This window comes from Streptomyces sp. NPDC001709 (assembly GCF_053596375.1).
This window is the reverse complement of the sequence record NZ_JBSFGB010000012.1, coordinates 117469-142096: the sequence shown is the minus strand read 5'-3', so window position 1 is coordinate 142096 and position 24628 is coordinate 117469. Positions and strand designations below refer to the sequence as shown.

The 24628-nt window shown below is 69.8% G+C and carries 14 protein-coding genes; 1 reads left to right on the top strand and 13 read right to left on the bottom strand.

What is annotated here, in order from left to right:
- Nucleotides 1-40: 40 nt before the first annotated feature.
- The 11 genes from ACWC0C_RS19555 to ACWC0C_RS19505 form a co-directional block, all read right to left on the bottom strand.
- On the bottom strand, nt 41-5359 hold the full coding sequence (locus ACWC0C_RS19555) for a condensation domain-containing protein (RefSeq protein ID WP_450865022.1): 5319 nt from the start codon (nt 5357-5359) through the stop codon (nt 41-43).
- Nucleotides 5352-5615 carry an acyl carrier protein gene (locus tag ACWC0C_RS19550; protein WP_450865021.1) on the bottom strand — a complete coding sequence of 88 codons (264 nt, stop codon included), beginning with the start codon at nt 5613-5615 and terminating at the stop codon, nt 5352-5354. The genes ACWC0C_RS19555 and ACWC0C_RS19550 overlap by 8 nt, the downstream gene beginning before the upstream one ends.
- A gap of 10 nt (nt 5616-5625) precedes the next feature.
- Nucleotides 5626-6879, bottom strand: coding sequence for a condensation domain-containing protein (locus tag ACWC0C_RS19545; protein ID WP_450865020.1), 1254 nt, complete (start codon nt 6877-6879; stop codon nt 5626-5628).
- Nucleotides 6880-6970: 91 nt separating this feature from the next.
- On the bottom strand, nt 6971-7786 hold the full coding sequence (locus tag ACWC0C_RS19540; protein ID WP_450865019.1) for a hypothetical protein: 816 nt from the start codon (nt 7784-7786) through the stop codon (nt 6971-6973).
- A 14-nt stretch (nt 7787-7800) separates the two neighbouring features.
- Entirely contained in the window at nt 7801-9450 is a 1650-nt protein-coding gene (locus ACWC0C_RS19535) for a condensation domain-containing protein (protein ID WP_450865018.1), read from the bottom strand.
- Nucleotides 9447-12023 carry an FkbM family methyltransferase gene (locus ACWC0C_RS19530; protein ID WP_450865017.1) on the bottom strand — a complete coding sequence of 859 codons (2577 nt, stop codon included), beginning with the start codon at nt 12021-12023 and terminating at the stop codon, nt 9447-9449. The genes ACWC0C_RS19535 and ACWC0C_RS19530 overlap by 4 nt, the downstream gene beginning before the upstream one ends.
- Nucleotides 12016-12972: a TauD/TfdA family dioxygenase gene (locus ACWC0C_RS19525; RefSeq protein WP_450865016.1), complete on the bottom strand. Its 957-nt coding sequence runs from the start codon at nt 12970-12972 to the stop codon at nt 12016-12018. The genes ACWC0C_RS19530 and ACWC0C_RS19525 overlap by 8 nt, the downstream gene beginning before the upstream one ends.
- A complete protein-coding gene (locus ACWC0C_RS19520; protein WP_450865015.1) occupies nt 12969-14213 on the bottom strand; it encodes a hydantoinase/carbamoylase family amidase in 1245 nt (414 codons plus the stop codon). Before ACWC0C_RS19520 ends, ACWC0C_RS19525 begins: the two co-directional genes overlap by 4 nt.
- A complete protein-coding gene (locus tag ACWC0C_RS19515; RefSeq protein WP_450865014.1) occupies nt 14213-17302 on the bottom strand; it encodes an amino acid adenylation domain-containing protein in 3090 nt (1029 codons plus the stop codon). Before ACWC0C_RS19515 ends, ACWC0C_RS19520 begins: the two co-directional genes overlap by 1 nt.
- Nucleotides 17303-17334: 32 nt before the next feature.
- Nucleotides 17335-18522 carry a cytochrome P450 gene (locus tag ACWC0C_RS19510; RefSeq protein WP_450865013.1) on the bottom strand — a complete coding sequence of 396 codons (1188 nt, stop codon included), beginning with the start codon at nt 18520-18522 and terminating at the stop codon, nt 17335-17337.
- A gap of 1 nt (nt 18523) precedes the next feature.
- Nucleotides 18524-20518, bottom strand: coding sequence for a carbamoyltransferase C-terminal domain-containing protein (locus tag ACWC0C_RS19505; protein WP_450865012.1), 1995 nt, complete (start codon nt 20516-20518; stop codon nt 18524-18526).
- Between the two features lie 289 nt (nt 20519-20807).
- Between ACWC0C_RS19505 and ACWC0C_RS19500 the strand changes: the two genes are divergently transcribed.
- The gene (locus ACWC0C_RS19500; RefSeq protein ID WP_450865011.1) at nt 20808-22229 is read left to right on the top strand and encodes a hypothetical protein; all 1422 of its coding nucleotides are present in this window, start codon (nt 20808-20810) and stop codon (nt 22227-22229) included.
- 428 nt (nt 22230-22657) lie between these two features.
- Here ACWC0C_RS19500 and ACWC0C_RS19495 read toward each other — a convergent pair whose 3' ends face one another.
- Entirely contained in the window at nt 22658-24328 is a 1671-nt protein-coding gene (locus ACWC0C_RS19495; RefSeq protein ID WP_450865010.1) for a hypothetical protein, read from the bottom strand.
- The gene (locus ACWC0C_RS19490) at nt 24325-24606 is read right to left on the bottom strand and encodes a hypothetical protein (protein ID WP_450865009.1); all 282 of its coding nucleotides are present in this window, start codon (nt 24604-24606) and stop codon (nt 24325-24327) included. The genes ACWC0C_RS19495 and ACWC0C_RS19490 overlap by 4 nt, the downstream gene beginning before the upstream one ends.
- Between the last annotated feature and the right edge of the window lie 22 nt (nt 24607-24628).

Sequence of the window (24628 nt, the reverse complement as noted above, 5' to 3'; positions counted from 1 at the left end):
CATCGCTGATTTGCGTGAGGCTGTGCGCAGCCGCCTGCGGCTACAGGCAGGGGCTGCGGACGGGCTCGGGTGTCCCGGTCGTGTACTGCCGCAGGCTCTCCTCTGCGCGCTGAAGCAGCGGGGCAGCGGATGCGCCGTCGAGGGTGCACAGCATCAGGTCTACCTGGTCGTCGTCGCGAAGGACCGCGGTGATCTGCCGGGGCCAGTGAAACCGGTCGCGGGACTGCAGGACTGTCACCCTGCTTCCGCTGCCTGCGGTACGCGGGGCGGTGGTGAAGTTGAAAGAGACCGCCGAGCCGTGGTCCCACTGCCGCCAGGTCGAGGCGGCTGCGTGAATGTCAGCGAGCGGGGCCGCCTCGCTGGCGTAGACCCGCTGCTCGAGGCGGGCCGGACCGTCGTCGAGCAGGACCGGCACGGCGGTGAAGTACCAGAGCATGCCCCAGGCGTCCTCGGCGTGGGCGATGTGGGGGTCTCGCCCGTTAGCGACGAGGTAGAGCGTCGTGTCCTCCTCGGCAGCGACGGCCTGTCCGGTCAGCGCGGCCAGACAGGCCCGCAGGTTGGTGCCCTGCGCGGCGGCGCGGGCGCGGCACGCACGTACGGTCGGCGCGGGCACCACGAGGCGGTGTTCGTCAGGCAGTTTCGGAGTCCAGGCGAGCTGCTGAAGTCGGTGCCCGGCCGCGCCGGCGGCTGTCGCGCGGCCCAGATGCCGGAGGAGAGGGGCGGAAGTCGGGTCGGGCGGGACGGGGCTGCCGTCTGCCAGCAGTGCGAGCTGGTGGAGGAAGCGCCGGTTGCTATGCCCGTCCATCAGCGCGTGATGAGTCTCCATGCCCAGGAACAGGCCATCGACACCGGTGAAGGCGGTCAGCGCAGCGAGCTGAGCTCCGTGGGCGGCTTGCTGAACATCGAGGTGAGCGGGCGCCGCCATCCACGCGCGGGCATCCTTCTCATCGCCAGGTTCTATCCGCAGATGCGGCCCTGCACCCGCTATCCATCGCTGGGTAAGCGTGCCGGTGCTCGTCTCGGTGCGGAACCGGCGGTGGAAGACGTCCAGACCATCCAGCCAGTGTTCGAGCCGCTGGAGGAATCGCTCCCGCTCGCTGGCAGGTACAGCGAGGTGGAGCAGCTGTCGCGGTAGGTAGATCCCCGCCTTCTGACCGCAGGCGCCGAAGTGAAGCATCATCTGCTGCATGGCGCCCGTGGGAGCTCGCAGCAATCGCTGCTGCCGCGCGGTCGGGCGCGTGGGCCTCAGGGCATCTGGCGTGCTGAGTGCCGCGCTGACGGCCGCGAGGATGCTGGCGGCCTGCTGAGGGGAAGTGGTGTCCTCGTATCTCAGCGTTGCGGCGGTTCCCTCCGTGCCAGCACGGAAGGTCAGTGCGAGGGGGTATGGGGTGAGCAGCGCCGGGTTGGCGGGGGCAAGCGCCTGGATTCGGCGCTCCAGTGCGTCCGGCGCTGCGCCGGCGTCCTGGACGTCGACGGCGATGTGACCGACCGCTGATCCGAAGTGGGCCCGGCCTCTCCAGCGTAGGGCGCCGTAGCCGGCGCCCTGATCCGGGACGTCGGCAAGCTCCAGCGCCAGGTGCTCGATCGCCTCGGCCGTGGGCAGGCAGGGCGCGAGGACGGGATGATGGAGACCGAACCAGCCGACGGCGTCGCTCAGATCAAGCTCTGGATGGCTGCGCCCGTTGCGTTCCAGGTCGATGACGGTGGGCTGTCCCCCGTTGTGGTGCCCCAGCGCCTGCCCGATCGCGGCGAGGAGATACGCGGCCGGGCTGTGTTGCCAGCGCCGGGTGAGCTCGCTCAGGGGCGGCAACGTGATGCTGGTCTGCCGCAGCCGGGAGACGAGCGGGGTCTGGGGCGCGGTGATCCCCCCGGCCAATACCGCGCGCCATAGCCCGGCCTCGGCGTCGAAGTGACGGGCGGCGGTCTGCTGCTCGGTCAGCTCGGCGAGTTGCTGGTAAGCGTGGTCCTCGGAAAGGCTGGCACCGTCCAGGGTGAGGGCCAGCCGTCGGCCGATCACGGCCCAGGACCAGGGGTCGACGGCAAGGTGGTGACCGAAGAGGATGAGACGTCCCGATCCGTCGTCCCGCTGGACTGCGACCGCGGCGAGCATGCGTCCGGTGACCGGGTCCACAGCGCGCTGGGCCCTGGCCAGCGTCTGTCGCAGGTCCCGATCGGGGGCGCCCTCGGCCACAGCGGCGACGAGCGGCTGGTACGGAGACGCCACGGTGAGGAACTGCTCGCACCAGTCGGTGCGGCAGCGCAGCGCCGGAGTGCTCTCGACGAGGTGTTCCAGCGCGGAGGCGAGTTGCGCAACGGGGGGCATGCGGTCGAAGGTGATGCTGTGGCGGAGGGTCCATCGCCGCCAGGCGGGGATCTTTAGCTGGTGCATCCACCGACCGGTAGGGGTGAGTGGAAACCGCGTGCTCGCGTGCCGGGCGGTGCTTTGGGCGCGGTCGCGAGCGAGCCGGTGTTCGAGGTCGCGGTAGTAGGGGGCCTCGTACACGTCGGCGGAGGTGAGCTGGAGTCCGGCCTGGCGTAGTCGGGTCAGCAGGTGCAGGACGGTGAGGGAGTCTCCCCCGTCGTGGAAGAAGTGGTTGTCTGGGGTCGGCGTGGTGCCCAGCAGTTCACTCCAGAGCCGGCCGAGCACCGTGTCCTCGGCTCCGAGTCGGGCGGACGAGGGCGTAGGCGGTGTGGCGAGGTCGGCGAGGGCGTCGTCGTCGGGCTTTCCGGTGGGGCGGGTGGGGATCCGGTCGACCTGGTGGACCTGGTGGGGCCAGTGGGTCGGCGGGAGCGTCTGCCGGAGCCGGGCAATCAGTTGCTGGGCGTCGGGGCAGCCCTCCACGAAGAGCAGCAGCCGCACGGCGTCGTCGTGGCGGTGTGTCAGGGCACGTGCGGCTGTGCATAGGCCGGTTCGGGTGGCCTGGTTCTCAAGGGCGTCCAGTTCCACTCGGTGGCCGCGGATCTTGACCTGACGGTCGGTGCGGCCGAGGTGGACCAGTCCGGCGGCGGTGTGTATGGCGCGGTCGCCGGTGAAGTACCAGCGGCCGGCGGCGTCCGGCAGTGGGTGAAAGGCATCGGCGGTCAGGTCGGGCTGGTTCAGGTAGCCCTCGGCGAGGCCGATGCCGGTCAGCGCCAGCTCGCCGGGGGTTCCGGGAGGGACAGTGGCTGCCCGGTCGATGACAATTCGGGCGGCCAGACCGCGGATGGGCCTGCCGATGGGCACTGGGTCGCCGGCTCCAGGGGTGGACTCATGAACGGTCGCGGTGACGGTCGCTTCGGTGGGCCCGTAGATGTTGAACGTGCGGGCCGGGGCGAACCGCTCGAGGTCGGTGCTGCGGCAGCCGTCCCCGGCGGAGGCGATCACCCTCAGATCGGGCAGGTGAACGTCGCCATCGAGGCTTCGGAGTAGGCCAGCCGGGAGGAAGGCGTGGGTGATGCGATGGTGTCGCAACTGTTCGGTCAGCGGCATGGTTCCGAGGGGATGGCCCTGGATCAGGGTCGCTCCCAGGACCAGCGCCGTCGTCACGTGGCAGATCCAGGGGTCGACGGTCGGCGGGGCGACCAGCAGCACGCGGCTGGTGGCGTCGAGGCCGAACCGGTCCTGTTCTCCGTGAATGAGGTTGGTGAGCGCGGCAAGGCCGACTGCGACGCCTTTCGGGCGGCCGGTGGACCCGGAGGTGTGGATCACGTAGGCGGGCGGGTCCGGCAGGCCGTCCTGGCCCGCGGTGGGACGAAGCAATGCGGGGTGGACGCCAGCGGGGTCCAAACGCAGCGCGGCGGGCCGGTCGAGTGGAGTGTCGCCGACTTGGGGGATGTAGGTGCAGCCCAGTTGCAGGCAGGCCAGCCAGGCCGCGGCGCGGTCGGCGAGGCGGATACCGCCGACGAGGACCTCGCTTCCCTTCCTCGCGCCCGCATGCTGCAGCGCCTCGGCGGTGGCGGTGGTCAGTCTGAGCAGTTGCGGGCCGGTGCAGGCGGTGTCCGTGTCCAGGATTACGGTCCGGTCGGTCCGGCTCAGTTGCCGGACAGCAGCCTCGTGTAGCGGTGGGCCGGTGTAGCGGGGTGCCGGGGTGGCGAGGTCCTGGACGCTGGCGCGGTCGCTCGGGCTGAGCAGTTGGTCGGAGCAGAGCGGGGTGTCCGGCTGTTCGGCGAGTGTGTGGAGGAACTGGCGGAAAGTGTCGGCCCACCGGTCGAGGTCGGCGGCGAGCGGGTCGGTGGCGCGGCCGGTCAGCTCGACGGTTGTGGATCCGTCGTCCAGCGTGCGCACGACGGTGCTGAGCTCCGCGCCTTGGGGCGTGCTGTCGGCCGTGATCGGGGAGAGGGTGATGCCGGGCAGGGACGGGTCACCGGGTGGGGCGACCGCCTGCATGACGAACGCGGTGGCGCCGGGGGCGGCCAGAGTGGGGGCTCCGGCGTCGTGCAACTGGTCGGGAGTCACCATGACGTGGTCGCGTGCCTCCAGGATGGCGCGGTGCGTCAGCCGGATGTATTCCGGCAGTTGGGCGTGCCAGGGCATGGCCAGCCGGAGCGGGAGCAGGTGAGCGAACTGGCCGACGGTGTCGAGGTGCTCGTCGGTGCGGGTGTCGACGGCCACGTGGACGCTCAGGTCGCCGGTTCCCTGGAGACGGGCCGTAGTGTGGGCGTGGGCTGCCAGCAGGACAGCGGGCACGGTGGCGCGCGATGCTCGGGCGGCGTGGCCGAGGGCGTCTGTCTGAGCAGGTGCCAGGTGCAGACGGAGCCGTGGCACGGTCTGCACCGGCTCCGGATCGGGCAAGAGCCGGGCTGGCGGAGCAGCGGTGAAGTTTGCGTACCGGCGGCGCCAGTAGGTGCCGGCCGCTTCGTTGGGTGCGTGGGCGGCGAGGGCCTGGGCGAAGGAACCGGGAAGGTCGTACTGGTCGCCGCGGTAGATTGCGGCCACGGTGTTGAACAGCAGCTTCATGGAGCGGCCGTCCACCAAGGCGTGGTCGATGATTTCGGTGACCACCCAGGTGTGTTCAGCGACGCGGTGCACAGTGATGTGGCCGATCAGGCCGTGAGCGAGGTCGTAGCGGCGGCCGAGTTCTTGGTGGAAGTCGTCGAGGATGGCTTTCATCGTCGGTTTGACGGGCTGACCGTTCCGCCGCTGGTCGAGGAGCCGTACGTCGATGCGGGCCTGGGAGCCGGTCTGCCAGGTGTCTCGGTCGGACAGGTGCAGTCGCAACGCGTCGTGTTCTTGGGCGGCGGCGCGGTAGGCATCGGCGAGGCGGTCCTGGTCGAGGGGCCCGTCCAGGCGGAAGATCCGACCCGAGTTCGCCGTAGGGTTGCCGAGCCGCCGGGCCGCGAGCAAAGACATCTGCGCGGGGTGGGCCACGAGCTCAGACACCGGATTCCTTCCGGCCCGCGATCAACGCGGACAGTTGCGTGACGGTGGGGTGGTCGTGGAGGTCGACGGCGCCCAGGCGCAGGCCGTGACGGCGCTGGATCGCGCCGGAGAGCCTGACCACGCCGAGGCTGGTCAGGCCCTGTTCGAACAAGTTGGCGTCTGTGTCGACGGGCTGGTCGGTGATGGCCGCGCAAGCGTCCAGCAGCCACGCGAGGTCGTCTGCGGGCGGGTCCTGCCGCGTGTCGGTCCGGTCCATGGGCGTGCTCTCATCCCTTCGCGGTCAGACGGTTCAGGTGGCCGATGGTGCGTTCCAGCAGGTCACTGGCCTGCATTTGGGTGAGGGTGGCGGGTGTCCAGGACGCCCGCAGGCGTCCTGGGCCGGTGGCCGAGGAGGACAGTTGCAGGCTCAGCGGGTATTTCGGTCCTGCATTCGGTGCGGCGAAGCTGCTCCAGGTCACCGGGCCCAGTCGGCGGGCGGTGGCTGGTTGCTCGATGGCCAGGGAGATCTGCGGCCGTCCGAGGGAGCGGCTGAGCAGTCCCGATCGGGCGTGGGCGTGCCGGGAGGCGAAGTCGAGGGCCTGTTGACAGTGCTGAACGAGGCGGTCGCCGGTGGGCTCGACACTAATGGGCAGGAGGGCGGAGGCGACGAAGCAGCCGACAATGCCGGCCTCGGCGGCTGTCCGTCGCAGGCTCATCGGCATGTGGAGCACGATGCGTCCGTGCCCGGTTTGCTCGGCCACGGCCTGGGCGACGGCTGCTACGTAGACCGCGGCTGAGCCGACGCTCAGGCGCGCAGACACCTTGGCGGTGTCCACTGGGCCGAGAGCGCGAGCTTGTTGGCCATAGGAGTCTGGAGCCTGAGGCCGTTCGAGGTACTCGGGGTAGGGGCGGGTTTCGTGCGCTTGGCAGCGCTGCGCGACGGCTTCGGCGGCCGTGCGAGCGCTGGTGGCCGCCGCGGGACTGGTGCTGTCCTCGGCCCATCTGCTGTAGCGCAGGTCGGGGCTGGTGGGCGCCGATGCTGTCGGGGTGCTGGCGCGGCGCACGATCTCGGTCCACAGCAGTTGAAGTGCGTGCTCGTCGGTGTACAGGTGGTGCGTCGTCAGGGCACAGACGGTACTGGGGCCGGCGGGGGTGTGAGGGAGGCGGAAGAGATGGAATCTGAGGCGGGGGCCGCTGCCCCAGAGGTCGTAGGCGGCGGCCCGCTGGGTGGCCATCCAGGCTTCGACCGTTCCGATGGCGTCGGCAGGGGCAAGAGAGCGCAGGTCGGTCTCTTCGGCAGGTACCAGCGCCGGGCCCAGCCCGGCCCTGGCGCTGATTCGGTAGCGGTCGTCGAGGTCGAGGATCCAGTGCAGGGCGTCGTGCCGGGCGGCGGTGTCAATCGCGGCTTGCCGCAGCGACCTCGTTGGGACACCGTCGACGGTGATCGCGTTGACCATGGTGTAGGCGGCGGGGTCCGGATTGCTGGTGCCGGCTTCGAGGATGGCCTCCTGCGGAGCGGAGAGGGTGCGTGCCTGTGTCACCTGGATCCTCGATCCCGCGCTGGTAGGCCGGTGGATTGCGCCGGTAGATGCCAGGGGTGCCGCGAGCCGCGCCCCGGGGCCGCCGGCGGGATCACCGCTTGTTGGCCCAGTAGCCGGTCATCAGGGTCTTGCGCAGGACGCCGTCCTGGCTGCCGGCGACACCGTGGAGCGAGACGGGCGAGTTGGGCATGATGAACGCCCGGTTCGGGGCGAACTGCACCTGGTGGGCCGTGCGGTGCGCGGCGTTGGGGCTGAAGTTCAGGAAGTCGTGTTCCCCGGCGCGGCACTCGTACAGTGCGGTCCCGTAGCGGTCGACGCTGGTCTGGTCGGTGTCGCCCTCGAGCTGGAGGTAGACCACGATCGTCAGGAGCTTCGGTGCGGCGTCCAGGTGCGCGCCGAGCGCCTCGGTGGCGCCGGTGTCCTGGTTGGCGTAGAGCTTGAAGTTGGGCTGGTCCCGGTCCCGGAGCCGGTCCAGGCCCAGGTGTTCCTCCAGGGGGCCCGCGAATCGCTCGAACAGCGACCGGACGAACTCGGGGTGACGCAGCGCCAGGCGGGTCCGGTTCCACGTCCCGGTGGCCATCGGCGCGTCGCTGCCCGCGAAGTTCTCGATGATGCGTTCCTTGCGGTTGCCGAGGTAGCCCTTGGGCTGGCCTTCCACGAACCGGGCGACCGGGTCGAAGCCGGACTGGGAGGGCCAATTCGCCAGGACACTGCGGTAGAGGTCCTCGGGCAGGAAGTCGTCGACGGTGGCGAACGGGAACGGGTCGTCGTGCAAGGTCAGGCGGTCCAGGGCGGAGAGGAGCTCGGCGGCACCGGCGGGGATGTCAGCGCCGATGACCCGCTGGTAGCCGTCCAGGTAGCGGGTCAGGCGCGGGTGGGCGGTGGTGGTCTGTCCGGTGGCGGTCACGGTGTTCCCTTTCGTCAGCGCTGGCCCGGCGTCGCCGGCGCGGTGTGGTCGTCGATGAGGGCTGCGAGGGTTCGCAGGGTGGGGGCCTGGTAGAGGTCGCGGGGATGGATCTGCGCGGCGAAGGTCTCCCTGATGGCTGCGACCAGGAGCGCCGCGAGCAGGGAGCTTCCGCCGATGTTGAAGAAGTGGCTGTCGGCGCTGATGCCGTCGGTGCCTAGCAGTTCGGTCCACACCTCCGCCAGGCGCTGCTCGGTGGGGGTGAGCTCGTCCGATGCCACCTGGCTGGCGGGCTGTCGGCTGTGGGGGAGGGCGGAGCTCGGGAGCTGGTTGAGGGGGGTGTCCGGTTCGCCGATCACCGCGGTGAGGACGGCCTGGAAATGGTCGAGGAGGTGGTGGGCGGTGGCGGCGGTGAGCTGATCGGCTCGGTAGGTGGCCCGGCACGCGATCATCTGGTTGCTGGGCCACAGGTGCAGCTCAAACGGGTACCTGGTGTCGGCGCGGTCGATGGGCCAGGGCGCCGCGCTGAGGGCGTGGAGGCTGAGGTCGGCGGCGGGGAGATTGTCGTAGGCGAAGGAGAGGTGCGTCAGCGGGCCGATGCGGCCGGCGTGGTCGGCGGCGAGTTGCGCGGCGATCTCGGCGATGGGTGCGTCCGCGTGGTCGAGCGCGTCGATGACCTCTTCGCGGACCTGCCTGATGAGTGCGGTGAAGGTGATGGTGGGGTCGATGCGGCTGCGGATCGGCAGGACGTTGACGAAGAATCCGATGAGGTTCTCGAAGTCGGCTGTGGGACGGTCGCCTCGCGGCGTGTTGACGATCAGATCCCGGCGGCCCAGCGCGGTGCACATGGCAGCGGCGAACGCCGCGTGCAGCACGATGAACTCGGTGGAGCCGGTGCGTTGGGCGAGCTCGAGAAGCTGACTGTGGGACACGCCGACGGACGGGATCTGGATCTCTCGGGCGCTGCCCGGCGGATCGTCGGTCTCCTCGGCCGCCAGTAACGGGGGCTGGTCTGCGACGCCGCGCAGCTGCTCGCGCCAGTACGCCAGATCCGTGGCGATGCGCGGCCGGTCCCGGGTCTCTGTGACGTAGTCGCCGAAGTCCACAGACAGTTTCGGTATGTCCGCGGTGGCACCGGTGATGTGGGCGGTGTAGAGGGCGGACAGTTCCCGGGCGAAGACGGACTTCGACCAGCCGTCGCACACCAGGTGGCTCATCAGCCAGAACAGCACGTGCTCGTCAGCGCTCAGGCGCAGCAGCATGACCTTGAATCCGGGCTCGCCGGCGACGTCGAAGGGGCGCGCGGCCTCGGCTTCGATGATGCTGTGGGCCGCAGCCGGCCTCTCGGCGGCCGGGACAGGCTCGAGGTCGACCACGGGCAGCGGCACCGGGCTCGCCGGGTGGACCAGCTGTGCGGGCAGCTGGTCCGGTTCGGGCGACGACGGCCCGATGGCGGGAAAGGTGGTGCGCAGCACGTCGTGCCGCTCGGCGATGCAGTCCAGGGCCCGCCGGAGAGCGGGTATGTCGAGGGCTCCGGTCAGGTGTACGGCGGTCGGCACGTTGAGGGCGACTGGTCCGCTCGCGGCGGTCTGCAGCAGCATGCCTTGCTGGCCGGCGGTGAGAGGGCGGCACCTGGCATACGGCGGGTTGGTGGCTAAGGCCGTCATGGGGCGGTGTCCTCCTGGGAACGGGTGAGCGCGGCGCAGAACGCGTCGAGGACGGGGTGGTCGAACAGGGCGCGCACGCTCAGCTGCGGGTGCCCGCTGCGGCGCAGTCGGCTGACGACACGAGCCGCAGACAGAGAGGTGCCGCCGCTGAGGAAGAAGTGCTGCCCCGAGGTAACCGGGCGGCCGAGGATCTCGGACCACAGGGCCGCGACCGCCTGGAACTGCGGGTCGTCGGCATTGTGGTGACCGGCCGCGCTCTGTCCGGCAGCGGGAGAAGCGGCGAGTAGGCGTGCCACCGCTCGGCGGTCGGGCTTTCCGCTGGGGGTGCGCGGCATCCGGGCCAGCCCAGTGACGGCGGCTGGGCGATGGGTGGGCGGCAGGCGGCTGTCCACCCAGGCGACCAGGTCGCGCTCGTCGATGAGGACGGTCTCGCGGAGCGTTCCCGGGGCAGCGGCCAGTGAGGCGGGGCTCTCGGCGTAGTCGGGGCGCCGGGCGTACAGGTAGTGCAGACCGGCGCCCCGTGACATGGGATCGGCTTCGGTGACCGTGCGGAAGCCGCGGGTCTGGAGCTGGTGTACGAGTTCGGCGAGCCGGCCGTCGATGTCGTGGACCTCTGCGACGATTTGGTGAATGCGCGGCCAGTGGCGCTCGTCGATGCCGGCGAGGACGTTGGCCTCGGCCTTCTGCACGTCGATCTTCAGCACGTCGACGTCGCTCACCCCGGCCATGTCGAGCACGTCGGACAGGCGCAGGACCCGGCAGGGGAACAGGCGGCCGCGCAGCTTCCCCTCGATGATTTCGGCGGCTTGCTCGCGCCACGCCTCGGCGTCGTCCACCGCGCCCGTCTCGATTTCGCGGCGGGCGATGGCGTGCAAGGTGGCGGCCTCGGCACCGGGGTCGGGGTGGAGGGTGGACAACCCGGTCGCCCCCGGGTACCAGGTGATCTCGGCGGTCCCGGTGCGGCTGCCGAGGGCAGCGTCGTGGAGCTGCACGGTTGCGGCCGCGTTCAGCTGCAGGTTGGCGGCGCACAGCTGGTAGGTGGGCGGGCACGGTTCGAAGGCGAGGACCCGGGCGGCACGCTGAGCCACGGACAGGGAGAACAGCCCGATGTTCGCCCCGGCATCGACGACGGTGGCGCCGCTCGGCACGACGATGCCGTGCCGCTCATACACGCGGTGTTGGTAGATCTCCTGGTACATGTGCGTGGTTTCGGGCGGGTTGGCCTCGAGGACGCGCAGTTGCGCTTCGAGGTGGCGCGGCGGGTAGGCAGTGCCGTCGATCAGGAGTCCGGGGCGCATCTGGACGGCGGCGTGGATGCGCGGGTCCTGGTCGGGGGCGGTGAGCGGGACTGCGACGGCCTCCAGGACGGCCGGATGGGTGCGCAGAGCTGTCTCGACCGCGTTCAGGTCGACCAGTTGCCCTGCCACCTTGACCTGTCGGTCGGCGCGGCCGGTCAGCACGATGCGGCCGGCGTCGTCGACGCGAGCGAGGTCGCCGGTGAGATGCCAGCGGCGGCCCTTCCGGGTCATGAACCGGGCGTCCTGCTCGCCTTGTTGATAGCGGTAGCCGCGGGCCAGTCCGGGGCCGGACACGGCCAACACCTCGCTCTGTTCGTCGCCGGGCTCCTCCTGCTGGGGGTGGAGCGCGACGTGGGTGCCGGGCAGCGGGTCGCCGATTGGAAGGTAGCCGTCTCCGGGCAGGACCGAGGCGGTCACCAGATGCGCTGCGACGATACCGGCGGTCTCGGTCAGCCCGTACATCGCGAAGAACCGGGAATCGGGCAGAAGCGTGGTCCAGCGCCGGGCGAGGGCGGCGGAGATGGGTTCGCTGGCGGCCATGATCCGGCGCAGGCGGGTCGCGGCGAGCGCGGCCGGCGGCTGGGTGTCGGCCAGCAGGGCCAGAAGAGACGGCACAGTGTCGAGGCTGGTGACCTGTTCGGTGGCGATGAGCGTGAGCAGGGCATCGGGGTCGTGGCGGTGCGTCTCGTCGGCGACGACGACGCTCGCGCCGTGGAGCAGGGGCAGGAACAGTTGCCGGACTGAGGAGGAGAAGCTGAGGGGTGCCAGGAGCAGGCAGTGGTCCTCGGGGGTGATCTCGGTGAGCTGGTTCAGGGCCGCGAGGTTGTGCAGGACCGCTTGGTGCGGGACCTCCACCAGTTTCGAGGCCGCGGCCGTGCCGGACGTCGGCATGACGTAGGCGATGCCGTCGGTGATCGGGGCCTCGTCGGGCGCGAACGGGACGAGGGTGGCGTCGTGGAGGAGGAGGTGCGGCTTGGCCCGGCCTGTGATCTGCTCCGGGTCGTGCGCGGGGTCGAGCGGGAGGTAGGCGCACCCGCAGGCCATGACGGCCAGCAGATCTAGGAGCGCGGGCACGGACCGTGAGACGTCCACGCCGACCAGGGCGCCGGGGGCCAATCCCTGCTGGCGCAGCGTATCGGCGTGTTCGCGGATGCGGTCGGTCATCTGGCGGTAGGTCAGCTGGTCGCCGGGCAGCCCCAGCGCGGAGGCCTCGGGCTGGGCGCGGGCGACGGTCTGTAGCGCGGCGATCAGGTCGGTGGGGGCGCGGTCAGGCATGGAACGTCACCGCCTTGACATCGGTGACGGTGACCGGCCCGCCCATCGCGACCAAGATGGTGCGCTCGCCGTGGAAGGCTCGGCGGCCGTGGGCGGTCAGCATGTTGTCCAGCAGCAGGACGTCGCCGAGCTGCCAGTCGAACTGGTGGGCCTCCTCGCGCAGGGCGGTGCGGGTCAGGGTGAGCAGTTCGGCGGGGATCTCCGCGTCGGCGCCGGTGCGCGCGTGCATCGGCATCTGGTCGCCGAACAGGTCCCGCCACAGCTCCTCGCGGTCGGGCCCGCCGTGGGAGGCGTGCCACAGGTGCATCTGGTTGAACCACACCGGCTCGCCGGTGACTGGGTGGTGGATCGCGGTCGGCATGCTCTGGGCGGTGCGCAGGGTGTCGTCGGGCAGCCAGGCGTGGTCGATGCCGTGCTCAACGCAGTAGCGGCTGACCTCGTCTTTGTCGTCGGAGCCGAACGACTGCCGCCAGCTGATGCCGGGCCCGTCTGCGCCTGTCTGGTGCCGGATGTAGGTGACCTGGTCGGGGATCTCGCCCGCGGAGGCGGTGACGCGGGCGAAGACGGTGCGGCCGTCGACGAGCGGGGTCTGTCCGCCCTGGCCGAGGGCCGGCGGCTGCGCGCAGTAGAACGCGATCCGGGTCGGCCACAACGGGCTGTAGGCGAGCTCGTGGTGCGGCGGAATGTCCTGGGTGCTGTCCCATTCGGTGCTGGTGTAGACGCCGTCGGTGACGTGCGTGCGCGGGGAGGCACCGTGGACGTAGGGCAGGAGGTCGCCGAGGAAGGGGCGGACGGCGTGCCTGAACTCCTGCGGGCCGCTCACGGTGAACCCGCGCAGCAGGACCGCGCCGGTGGCGGCGAGCGCCTGCTCTACCTGGTCCGCGTGCTGGCGGGTCCAGGTGGCGAGCGGGACGGATGTCGATGCGGTGAGGGTGCACGGGATGGTCATGCAAGGCTCCCCGGGTGTGAGGTGAGCGCGAGCGCTGTGTCCTGGAGCATCTGTGCGCCCAACACCAGGTCATCGGGGCTGGTGTCCTCGTGCGGGACATGGCTGACGCCACCGATGCTGGGCACGAAGATCATCGCGGCAGGGGTGACGGCCGCCATCATCTGAGCGTCGTGCCCGGCTCCGCTGGTGAGGTGCAGCGTCGGCACCGCGCGCCGGGCGGCCGCCGCGGCGATCGACCGGCGCAGGGCGACGTCGGTGAGCACTGGCTTTGAGGATGCGGCTCGGGTACACGAGGCCTTCACCGTGCGGCGCTGCGCGATGCTCTCGATTCGGCGCACGGCCTCATCGGCCGCCTGGTGCAGCTGCGCTTCATCGGCATCGCGCACATCGACGGTCAGGCGCACGAGGCCCGCGATGGTGTTCGGCGAGTTGGGCGCGGCCTCGAGCCGGCCGACTGTGGCCACCTGGCACCAGCTGGCGGCGGGCAGACCTTCGACAGCGAGGACGATCTCCGCGGCGGCGGCGAGCGCATCGGAGCGGCCGGGCATCGGGGTGGTGCCGGCGTGGGCGGCCGCGCCCATGAGCTCGACTTCGAGCTGGATACGTCCCACGATGGCGTCGACGATGCCGATGGGGATGCGTTCGCGTTCCAGGACCGGGCCCTGCTCGATGTGCAGTTCGAGGTAGGCCAGGAGCTGATGGGGGTCCAGGCGGGCCTGGTCGATGGCGTCGAGGTTGCCGCCGGCCCGGGTGACCGCGTCCCCCAGGAGGGTGCCGTCGTAGGCGGTGGGCGCTGCGGCGGGCGTTGGCAGCTGCCCACTGGCGGCCAGCGATCCCCAGAACGGCTGTGGGTGCAGCGCCCCTTCCTCGTTGGCGAAGGCGACCGCGGTGACCGGGTGCGCGAGGTCGAGGGAGGTGAGGTTCTCGACGGCTTCCAGGGCGGAGACCACCCCGTAGACCCCGTCCAGCGGACCCGCGTTGACGACGGTGTCCAGGTGCGAGCCCAGAACCAGCGTGGTCGTGCCGGGGCGCGGGCGCGCCCCGAGCCACAGATTCCCGGCAGCATCCACGGCGGTGGGGAGACCGGAGTTCTCGGTTTCTCGGACCATGTAGCGGCGTGCTTCGAGGTCCGCAGGGCTGAAGCCGGGGCGGGTCACACCGCCACTCTCGGACCGGCCGATCTGGGCGAGCTCCGTGAGGCGGCGCAGGAGCCGATCCCGGTTCACGGGCTGGGCGGGCATCAGTTCGCCTCTCCTTCCGGTGCTGTCGGCGCGGCCGCGTGGTGTAGCTGGTGGGCCTGGGCTGCGTGAACGCACAGCAACCCCAGACGCGGCGACAGGTCGACGGCATTCAGAGCGACCCAGGTGGGCAGGGAGAGGGTGCGGGCGAGCACGAGGGCGGCACCGGTCGTCCAGGCCAGCGTGCTGGGCAACTCGCTCGCGGCGTCGGCGGTCGGCTTCAGGCCCAGGGCATCGGTCACCTGCCGTCCGATGGCGTTGTCCACAGACGCCTGTTCGGTGGCGTGGTGCCTGGCGCTTCCGGGTGCCGGGAGCGCGGAGCGGTCGACCTTGCCGTTGGCGTTGAGTGGGACGGCGGGGATGGGAATCAGGTGGGTGGGGACCAGGTGGTCGGGCAGCCGCGGGGCCAGGTGCTGGCGCATCTCGCCGCTGTCGACCGGCGCGGTGGCGACGTAGTAGCCGGCCAAGGCCAGGAGTTCGCGGCGGCTGCCGACCGCCGTGACGACGGCCTCGGTGACCTGCGGGTGGCTGGTAAGCGCGGCCTCTACCTCGGCGGGTTCGACGCGGTATCCGCGGATCTTCACCTGCTGGTCCCGGCGACCCAGGAACTCGATGCTCCCGCCGGGCTGCCAGCGGCCGATGTCGCCAGTGCGGTACATCCGGGCAGCCGGGTCTGCTGCGAACGGGTCGATCAGGAACCTCTCGGCGGTCAGCTCTGGCCGACCGCGGTAGCCGCGGACCACGCAGGCGCCCCCGATGTACAGCTCGCCGGGGACACCGACAGGTGCTGGCTGCTGGTCCTCGTCGAGGACGTACATGGTGGTGTTGGTGATCGGGCGGCCGATGGGGATGAGTTCCACGCCGAGATCGACGGTGTCGTCGATCCTGTGGACGCTGTTGCCGACGGACGCTTCGGTGGGCCCGTATTCGTTCAGGATCCGTGCGTGCCGGGTCGGTTCCCGGTCGCGCCAGTGCGCCAGGGTGCGGGTCGTGAACGCGTCCGCGCCCACCGCCAGCATGCCGGTCAGTGCCTTGGCCTGGTCCGCGGTGAGGAGCTCGGCCAGCGCGTCGAGCTGTCCGGGAGTCAGTTTCAAGAATGCGAACGGAGCGTTTTCCGCCAGCGCCTCGGTGATCTGGAAGAGGTCGGCTCTCTCCGGGATCATCAGAACGCGCTGCCCGGCGAGCAGTGGCGCGTACAGGTTCGGCACGACCATGTCGTAGGCGACGCTGGAGAACACCGCGCCGCCGCCGGTGCGCTCGCCGATGTACTGCTCGACGCACCAGTGCAGGTAGTTCACCAGGCCGCGGTGTGGCACCTCGACACCCTTGGGCAGACCGGTGGACCCAGAGGTGTAGATGACGTAGGCCAGGTCGTCACCGGTGACTTCCGGAAGCTCCGTCAGCGTGTCGGGCTCGGTGTCGCCACTGGCCATGCCTCGGATTTCCAAGGCTGTCCACGGGCCTTCCGGGGTGCTGGCGGCGTAGGTGGCGTCGCTGAGCACCAGGGTGACCTTCGCGTCATGCAGCATGTGCACGGTCCGGCTCCCCGGCGCGAGCGGATCCAGCGGGAGGTAGGCCGCGCCGGCCTTCATTACCGCGACGAAGGCCACCAGCAGGTCCGCGTTCCGGCGAGCCCGGACCGCGACGATCACCCCGGGGCCTATGCCGAGCCGGGCGAGCCGGCCCGCAACTCGGGTAGCGCGTTCGTCCAGGTCGCGGAACGTCAACTGCTGGTCCAGGTCTTGAACGGCGACGTGGTCGGGCGTCCGGCGGGCTTGGTCCTGTAAGAGCTGATGCAGCGGAGTCTGAAGGTCCCAGCCACACTGCGGCCCCTGCCAGGCGACCATCGTCAGGTTCTCGTGCGGCCGCGTCAGGACCCGTCGCTCCGCGGAGTGGGGCGGCAGTGCCAGGGCGTTTTGGTGAACCTCGTCCAGTGCCCGCATCTGCGCGGGGTTCAGGCGCGTGGAGACGAGCTGCAGCTCGGTGCTTCCGGTGCTGGGGCAGTGGATCAGGTGCAGCAGCACCGTTGCGTCCGCCGGGTGGGTGGTGGCCGGTCCGAGCGCGGTGCCTCCCAGCGGGATGAGCTCGCTGGTTTCGGGGTCGGCCAGGTCTGCGGCGGGCCCGTGTGCGTCGACGAGGACCTGGGTGTCCAGGACGTCCACCACGCCGAGCGTCCGAGCGATCTCGTAGAGGGTGGCCGAGGGCACCGCAGCGAGCAGGGCGCGGCCAGCACCGGGCTGCTCGCCGTCGGGGCGGCCAGTGCTCTCGGTCGGCGGCGCGGGGACGCTGGTCACGATCAGGCGGTGGCGGCTGCTCAGTTGGACGGCGACGGTCGGGGCCGGGCGGCCGGTGGCGATACGTACCGCTGCGAGGTGGGCGCTGATCAAGGAGTCCAGCGAGTGGCCGGTGTCGGCCGGCACCCGGACCTGGACTGGTTCACCCGGAGGGGATGCGGCTGTGTCGCTGCCGGGCAGAGTGGGCTCGGTGATCCAGAACCGGGGCTGCTGCGCCCCGTCCTGTACCTCCGCTACTGCTACAGGCGGCACGGCGGACGGCAGGGTCAGATCGGCTGTGTTCAGGTGGGGTACGGCGGCGGCCTGCTGGTGGTAGCGGTGCAGGACCGCGGCCAGCGCCTGGGTCTGCTGTCCCAGGGTCAGTGCGGCCGGGTTGTGGACCAGCAGGAGGGCGGCGACACCGGTGCCGGTGATCAGTCCGAGGCGTACGGCTGGCGACAGTGTCTCGGGGTCGGGGTCCAGCTGGGTGACCCCGCTCCCCCAGGCCGTGGCCAGCGCGCCGACGGTCTTCGTCAGGGATTCCGCTGGTGCATCGCCGAGGTCGTGGACGTTCAGGGGCGGCGGCTCGTCCATGAACCGCCACACAGGCGTGGTCTCGCACAGGGTCAGCGCCTTGCGCAGCCCGGGCATATCCGTGGCAGCGGCACGGTAGGCGGCTTCGAGGCGTCCGCGGTCGGGGACGAAGGCAAGCTGGAGGTGGACGACGGCGGCCCCGGCGCGGACCCCTACGCGTAGCAGCGTCAGCTCGTCCGCATCCAGGGTCCCGGCCGGGGCCGATGACGTTGCGGAGGTGGTCATGGTGCTCTCTTTCGGCAGTGTGTGAAGGCCGGTCAGCTGAGCAGGGTGACGGGCAGGTAGTCGTAGCCCCAGGTGCGCACAGAACGGGACCGTCGCCCGGGTCCGGCCGGGTCGAGCTGGGTCACGCGCTGCGCCATCGCGTCGAGCAGGCAGGTGAGGGTCAGCCGCGCAAGCCAGGCCCCGAGGCAGTGGTGTGAGCCCATCCCGAAAGACAGGTGGTGGTTGGGCTGGCGTCCGATGTCGACCTGGTCAGGGGCGGGAAAGACGCTGGGGTCGCGGTTGGCGATCGGGTGCCAGGCCGTGATGCGCTCCCCGGCTCGGATCGTGGTGCCGCCGATGGTGAGGTCCTCGGTTGCTGTCCGCATTACGTTCAGACTGGGCGCGCTGAGGCGCAGGATCTCCTCCACCGCGCCCGGTAACAGTTGCCGGTCGGTGCGCAGTCGCTGCCACTGCTCGGGCGCCGCGATGAAGGTGCTGGCCGCGCCCACCAAGGCCTGCCGTGTCGTCTCGTGCCCGCCGGCGAGCAGCAGGTGCGCGTTGTAGAGGATCTGCTCCAGGTCGAGATCCTCCCGCTTCTCGGCGCGCAGCCGGGCAAGTACTCCCTCGCCCGCGCCGGGACGGTGCAGGAGCTGCTGGAAGTAGAGGAATAGCTCAGTGTTGGCTTCAGCCACGTCCTGCTGGCTGGGTTCGGGCGCGGGAAGCGGGCCGGAGCTGGAGCCGAAGGCCACGGCGGTCCACTGGGAGACCTGCTCGCGGTCGGCGGCGGGGATCCCGAGGATCAGACCGGTCAGGGTCAGGGTCATCCGTGTGGCCACGGCCGAAGCGAAATCGACCTTCCCGACCTGGAGTACCTCGTCGACCACCCTGCGCGCCGTCTCGGCCAGCGGCTCCTCGACGAAGGAGAGGGCCTGGGGTGTCATGGCCCGGCTGAGCGCGGCCTTCATCCGGCTGTGTGTGCGGCGGTCGGACTGCACGAGCATCCGGCCGCGGGCTGGCTGGTCGGCCTCCTGTAGCTGTCCGACGTGGATGCCGTACTGGCTGGAAAGCTGGCGCCGACTCCGGTAGAGCTCGACGACGTCGACATACCGCGTCAGCGCCCAGAACCCGGTACCAGCCCCGGAGTTCCAGTAGACCGGGCAGCTGCGCTGCAATTCCCGCAGTTCCTCCAGACCTCCGGTGGTGGCGAACATATCCGGGTCGGCGAGGTCGATACCTGACACGTCAGCCCCCGTGGTGGGGGTCGTACTGCGCCATCGGCAGTTCCGGGGCCGTGTAGACGGGAATGGCGTCCCAGCCCAGTAGCGCCCGCCGGCGCAGGTCGAGCGCCATCGCGACCGCCCGGTCCGGCTGCCAGCCGAGGTGCTCGGCGACCTCTCGAAGGGGGCGCTCGCCAGTGGCCAGGTCGAGCAGGAGCGCCTCGTCCGGGTCGAGACCGGTGGTGCTGGCTCGCGGCGTGCGGACTGGTCGAAGATCGAGGCGATCGGGGCCGGGGATTTCGGTCGTGCCGATGAACAGCCGGTCGAGTTGGCTGCTGAACAGGCAGTCGATCGCCTCCGCGGGGTCCTCGACGATCGGCTTGCCCCGGACGTTGAAGCTGGTGTTCAGTACCATCGGGATATCGGTGAGCCGCTCGAACTCCTCGATGAGCGCCCGGAAACCGCCGGGCAAGTCAGCGGCCACGGTCTGCAGGCGGCAGGTGCCGTCGACGTGGGTGATCTCCCGCACCTGCGGCGCCTTGTCAGGCCGAACGGGGCAGACCAGGAGCATGAACGGGCTGTCGTGGCACGGCAGGTCGAACCACTGCGTCGCCTGCTCCTGGAGGACCGAGGCCGCGAACGGGCGGAAACCCTCACGGAACTTGACGCGGGCGTTCAGACAATCCTTCATCCCGGCGATCCCCGGGTGACACAGGATAGAGCGGGCTCCCAGCGCTCGCGGGCCGAGTTCGGCGCGGTCCTGGAACCAGCCGACGATCTCCCCGCGTGCGACGGCGGCGGCCGCTGCTTCGGCGGCGCTGCGCTCATCGGCGTGAGTCACCGGGTCCAGCCCGGCCTTCTGGGCGAGGGCCTGAATGGTGTCCTGCTCGCCGGTGACCTGAGATGGCCCGAGGTAGACGTGGGTCATCCGCGAGGCGAGTGCGGGGGCAGCGCGGCCGAGCAGGACACGGTCGGCGTACAGGGCAGCGCCGACGGCGTTGCCATCGTCAGTCGCAGCGGGGAACACGAACAGATCCTCAGGCTGCAGCTCCGCCGCGATACGCGTGTTCAGGGCACTGTTGAGGAAGCAGCCGCCGGCCAGCACAAGGCGGCGGGTGCCGGCCTCCTGCATCGTCCGGGCGGCCAGCGCCAGGCAGGCGGCCTCGAACTCCAGCTGGAGCTGAGCTGCCAGGTCGAAGTGCTGGTGGTCGAACCGGTCCCCGTTGTGCGAGGGGCGCAGCAGGTAGCCGTCGGTGGTGCGGGTAGCGAAGCCGAGGTCGGCGAGGTGAGCGGCGGCCCCGTCAAACCGGATTTGGTCCCCGTCGGTGTGGATGAAAAGCGGCTCTTTCGACAAGGGTTTGCCGTAGCTGGCCAGTCCCATCGTCTTGCCAGCGTCGTCGTAGGTGGAGCCAGGTTCGGCGAAGCCGAGAGCGAGCGTGACAGCCCGGTAAACCTCTCCGATGCCGGACAGATCGGAGGGGATCCACAGGTCTCCATCCCTGCGTCGTCCGGCGATCCTGCTGGAGGGGCGAACCGTTCGCCACAGCAGCCGGGGCTCCCCGGTCGGCTGGAAGAGGAAGGCGCTCTCCTGCTCGCGGGCCTCCTGACCGATGCGTGAACCGTAGGCGTCGATGACGAGCGCGGCGGCCGGACGGTCTGCGGTGCTGCAGTAGAAAGCGGCGCTGGCATGGGCGAGGTGGTGCCCGGGGTGGGGCAGGGCGAGCGCCGATGCCGGGTCCGTGAGCAGCCCAAGGCTTTCCAGCAGCCCGTTCTCCTCGCCCTGGCTGCGGGTCTCGGTGGAGGTCGCGATCCAGTGATCGACGTCCCGCCGACCGAGGTCCTGGTCAGCGAGGACAGCGTCGATCAGGCGGGCCATAGCGGCGGGGTAGGCGTGGTGGGCGACGACACCGCGCTTCACACCCGTGATGCGCTCCAGGGCTAAGGCCCCGCGAACTTGGCCGTCCACGATGAGCGCCGCGGCGCTGTCGTGGCTCATGTTCAAGCCGACGATGACGGTCATGAGGCTCCTCTTGGACAGGCGGAGAGCAGCAGGAGGCCACCGGTGCAAGTGAGACCTGAGTGACCGTCAATCTGGCTGCTACAAAGGCTCTTTGAGGGTGAGGGGCGCGTCTGCATAGGCGCTAGAGCTGGATGCTGTGCAACCTGTGCAACCAGCTGCGGCCCCTCCCCGGCGGCTGCCTAGGGCCGGGACGATCGAGCCACTTCCCGGAAGTGACCCGGAACGATTGGCCACGCAGTGTAAATTCTCCGTCACCCTCTGATGCACCATCGTGTTGAAGGGCTGCCCCATGGCTCGGTCAAAAGAGCTCTCACCCAATCACCAGCTCGGACAGCTGATAACCGAGACCGGTTGGGACAACGTCGGCGTGCTCGCCGACCGCGTGAACCGGCTACTCCGCCAGGCCGGCAGCCGCCGCGTGATCCACCGCACTACCCCGTACAAGTGGCTGCGTGGGCACGTCCCGAGCGGCCCCGTACCGGCTCTCGTTGTCCGAGCCTTATCGACCGCCCTGGGCAGGGACCTCACATTCGATGACGTCTGGGTCCACCGCGGCCCGACTACCGTCACCGAGGTGATCCGCGCACACGAAGGACTCGATCAACCGTGGGACATTACCGGCCTGTACAAGCTGCTGAAGGAACTGGACACAGTGCCGGCACGCCGTGTCGTGCTGGCCGCCACGGGAACCGTCCTGACAACGCTGGCCTGGCAATCCCTCGCCGCCCCGATTCCCCGTCTCATCGCCCCGCGCACGCCAACCACCGCGGTCCCGCCATCCGCACTGCGGATCGTGGACAGCCTGGTCGCCTCCGCACAGGCCGCTGACGACAGGGAAGGCAGCTCCGCCAGGCAGACCATCAGCATGTCCGTCCCGATCATCGTGAAGCTGCTCCAAGAAGGCGACTACTCCCCCGAAGCCGGTGCCCATCTGGCCCGATCTCTTGGCCAAATCTGCCAGACCCTGGCCTCCATGCATCATGACGAACTCGCTGCTGGCATTTCCCAGCGCCTCTACCTCATGGCTTTGCGAGCCGCCCATGCCTCAGGTGATCACGCCCTCGTAGCAAACATCCTCGCTCGCATGTCAGAACAAGCGGCTGACTACGGACAAGCCGCCGATGCCGTCCAGCTCGCTGTGACGGCCACTGAGGCAGCCACGCACACCACACCGAGCGTGCGAGCCCTCGTCGCCGCCCGCAAGGGCATCGCCCACGCCAGCGCTCGCGAACTAGACGCCTTCGAGGCATCGATTGACGACAGCAACCGCTTCTTCGAACAAGCAGCCCTTCAAGTCGGAGCCCCCTCCGAGGCCAGCCAAGCCGACCGGACCGAGCTCGACGCCATCGCTGGACGCGGCCTGGTCATTCTGGCCGCCAAACGCACCGCTGACCCGTTGATCGTGTTACCCCGGGCATCTGAGCTTTTACAGGCCAGGGCGCAGACGCCGCTGGGCGGCGACCATCAACGCTCAGCCCTACGTCACGGAGCCCTTTACAGCCTTGCTCAGGCTCAGCTCGGCAACCTCGACACCGCCGTCGATGCAGCCGAGACCGCCCTCACCCGGCTTCCGACCGTTGCCTCCACCCGCAGCGTGATGCTGCTACGCGATCTTGCCTTCGTCCTTGACCGGCACAGCGCCGCATACCCACGGGCCCGAACGATCGTTCAAGAAGTGCATGACCATTGCCAGCGCCTTCGTCTGCGCTGACACCGATCAGCGGTGTGACACGTCACTACGTCCCGGAATGACGAGCCCCGGCTCGCAGGGGCGGGAGGACGCCGCCCATCTAACCCGGGCCACCGTCGAGACGGCGTGCCACTGCGCCCATGCCGGCCGCGTTATCCACTGACTCACCGGACTTCCAGAGCCCGGTTTTCACACGCTTCCAGCATCGTCCGATGCGTACGACCGGCCGCGCATCAGTCGTCGCGCGCCATGCCGCCAGCCGCTCGGCCACGGGCCAGTCAGTGATGTGGAGATGCTGGGAGGACAAGAGGAGCGACCCCGCGCATCTGCCTTGGCCGTACGGCCCAGTTCACTCCCGAGGCGACTGTAAGTACGATCGCCAGGATAATGAGAATGAGCAGAGTGATCATGCGGGGAGGTCTCCTGCCTGAGTTGAACTCAGATTAGGTTCACACGCCCGCGAACTGGCCGTGCGACTGAGCGGTGTGAGGTTGCTGCGGCTGGCGGGGGGTCTGGCCAGGAGTCGGGTTGTAGCGGAGCGCCGACTGGGCCGCCTGGGTGTACTGCTGTGCTGCGATGCCGAGCATGGCGTCAGTCGACATCTGGGGCGTGTGGGCCGCCTTGACCACGACAGTGTTGGCCTGCTCGGTCGACCGCCGGAGAGTGACGGTGACCAGTTGCTGCGCCATCACCCGGGGATCCTGCGGGCCTCCATCCGTCGGATGAGTAACTCGGGCTGCTTCGGCATAGGCGGCGGAGGCAATCTGGACCATCACGTCGCCGTTCAGGGCTTGCGCGTTGCTGCCTGTCAGGTGCGCCTCCTGGACGAGCAGGAGGGGGTGCCAGGGCGTGGGGTGACGCTGCATAGCCTCGAACAGGGCTCGGTGCTCCGGCACGGTGAAGTCTTCACCGCGCAGGGCCCGGTACTGCTCGGTTCGCATGAAGTCCGGATTCTGGAGTGCCGCTTCTATGATCACGCGCTCGCGTGCAGGGGTGGCGTAGGCCGTCTCCGGCCGGCTCACTCGAATTCGCTCGGCTTGCATGGAGGTTGGTGGGGCGGCGCTGTTGACGCGCTCTCTCAGCCGCTGAATTGCGGCCACCGAGCGGGCGAGCGCGGCGAGGAGGCCTTGGGCTACGGGGCCTGCGGAGCGGATCTCAGCGTTGGTCTGTTCACCAAGTTGGGCGACGTAGTTTCGGATGTGGGGGTCCAGTACGAGTTCCCGAGCGTGCCGGCCGATTTGGTCGGGAGGGAGGTGTGCCAGGGAGGCGTTCTGGTCCTGCATCAGGAGAAGCTCGGCACGCTGCCGGAAGGTGGGATCGCTCAGCGCTTGTGCTGCGGAGGGGTCAGTGGGTGCTCGCTGCGCGAGAATGGCCTGCATGTTGTCGACCGTCAGGCGGGTCAGGGTGATGACCCTTGCGTCGCCAACGAGGTATGGATCGCGTGCGGCTTCGGAGTGGATGACGGCGTTGGGGCCGGTGACGAGGGCCTGCCAGGCCACGTTGAGGAACTCGTCGTCGAAGTCCTCGCCCTGAAGCCAGTACGGGGAGGCTGTCGGGTCCTGAGGCTGATAGCGGAAGGCCTCGGCGTTGCGCGGGTCATGGAGTACGGCGCCCACGATAGACAGTGCGCCCCATGCCTGGATGTCGGCTTGGACGTCTCCCGGGGAGGGCGGGGCCTGAGTCAGCGGCTCCTGGCGGGGGCTCGCGTTCCAGACCTCGACTGCGTGCTCGAAGGCGGTGGAGGGGTGACCGTGCTGTGGAGCTTGAAGGTGGTTGATGTACTCCCACAGCCCGCCTCGTCCCTCCCAGGCGCTCCGGTCTGTGATGAGCCTCTGGGCGGCTTGGTCGCCTTGTGCTGCCCGCGCCTGGTACAGGTTCCAGAGTCCGTGGTAGAGCTCTATTGCCGGCGGCTTGGCAAAGTATCCGTTGGGAGATTGCAGTTGTGCATTGCGGAGAACCTCGTACATGTCTCCGAGCAAGGGGGTGCGGAAGTCTGCTGGCTGTAGCCAGGGTTCACCCGGGGCTGCCGGGTTGGTCAATCCCCAGTGCACGAAGCTGGGGTCCTGCAGCAGCGCGTTGATCACCAGGGCTTCGTGCCGTGAGACGTCTGGGGCGGTCATCGCGACTCTCCGGCTGCTTGGTCCGCAGTGGTGTTCGGGGCTGGGTCGGGTCCGCTGTGGATCGGCGGCACCACTGTGGCGTGCGCGGCACGCCAGCGCTCGGCCTGGGCGTCTACGAGTGCGCTGCCAGCCTCATCCAGGGCGTACCACTGCCCTTCGTCTGTCCGCCACCAGCGATCCGCGTACCGGATGGGGGCGCCGGTGAAGTCAGCCAGGGCGTTCGCCTTGCCCTTCTCAATCAGTTCCTGCATGGCCACATCGGGGATGGGGGCGGCCACGATGCGCTGCAGAGCGGCGGCT